Source organism: Romboutsia sp. 13368, assembly GCF_018336475.1.
In the GTDB taxonomy this organism is placed as follows: domain Bacteria; phylum Bacillota; class Clostridia; order Peptostreptococcales; family Peptostreptococcaceae; genus Romboutsia.
Window position 1 is genome coordinate 1,604,694 of sequence record NZ_CP048741.1, and the last position, 1,327, is coordinate 1,606,020.

At 25.3% G+C, this 1,327-nt stretch carries 2 protein-coding genes (1 of these 2 running past the window's edge); one reads left to right on the forward strand and one right to left on the reverse strand.

Translation table 11 applies throughout. The annotated features are described in order from the left end of the window. The coding region annotated (locus G3997_RS06395; protein ID WP_296649451.1) for an aldo/keto reductase crosses the window boundary (this coding region is incomplete at its 3' end): on the reverse strand, positions 1 to 2 show 2 of its 1,104 nt. Its footprint begins 1,102 nt before the window's first position. Positions 3 to 311: 309 nt separating this feature from the next. On the opposite strand from G3997_RS06395, the gene G3997_RS06400 reads away from it, so the two are divergent. Next, entirely contained in the window at positions 312 to 1,247 is a 936-nt protein-coding gene (locus G3997_RS06400; protein ID WP_296644617.1) for a magnesium transporter CorA family protein, read from the forward strand. Positions 1,248 to 1,327: the final 80 nt, after the last annotated feature.

Below are 1,327 nucleotides of genomic sequence, written 5' to 3' on the forward strand. Positions count from 1 at the left end.
ATATTATAGCCATCTTATATGAATATATGGTGAATTTCTTATGAATTTAAWTTTTTCTAATTTTTACATCAATAAATTTGACAAATCTATTGAAAGAATCCTATAAAAATGCTAAATTATTTATAACAGAATATTATTTAGGAGAGTGATGGATAATGGACCATAGTCCTTTGGGAGGACAGAACTTAATAGCCATCGCTTATTTATTGTCTTTAAATAATTAATTTTTTATTTTGTTTATATAAATCAATTATTTAATAGATAATATTAAGTGATGAGATTTATAAAAACTTGATAAAGGATGATTTCAAATGATAAGATACTATAAAACTATTGACGAGAAATTAGAAAAGCTTAATTCTTTTGAAGACGGCTGTTGGATAAATCTTGTTGAACCAAATCAAAGTGAAATTAATGAAATTGCTAATTTACTAAATATAGATATAGATAGTATAAAATCTGCACTAGATGAAGAGGAACGTTCTAGAATAGATGTTGAAGATAACCATACACTTATACTTATAGATATACCTATAGATGAAAGTGATGAAAAGTCTTCTCACTACTCTACTATACCTTTAGGTATAATTCTTGTTGATAATGCCTTACTAACTGTTTGTACTGCTCAAACTAAAATATTAAATGACTTTATAGTAGGTCATATAAAGGATTTTTATACTTACAAGAAAACTAGATTCATACTTCAAATACTTCATAAAAATGCAACTTATTATCTTCACTACCTAAGAAGAATAAATAAGATGACAACTATAATAGAAAAAGAAATCTATAACTCTATGAAAAATAAGCAGCTTATACAACTTCTTGAACTAGAAAAATCTTTAGTATACTTCTCTACTTCACTTAAAGCTAATGAGCTAGTTTTAAATAAAATGGTTCGTACAAGCAGTATTAAAAAGTATCCAGATGATGAAGATTTACTAGAAGATGTTTTAGTAGAAAATAGACAGGCTGTTGAAATGGCAACAATCTATGGAGATATATTAAGTAGAATCATGGATGCCTTCAGTGCAATAATAAGTAACAACCAGAACGTAGTTATGCAATTTCTTACATCTGTAACWYTAATAACTACAATTCCAACTATAATATCAGGATTCTTCGGAATGAATGTTGGAGGAATTCCTTATGCTAATGATGTAAATGGATTTTGGATTGTTATGTTAATTACAACTTTAATTTGTTTAATTATAACATTTTTTATGTCTAGAAATAAATTACTATAAATTTAAAATAAAAAAGAAAGGTTATACCTTTCTTTTTTATTTTATTCTATTGATAACTTATATTGAGTATTTCAATAAAA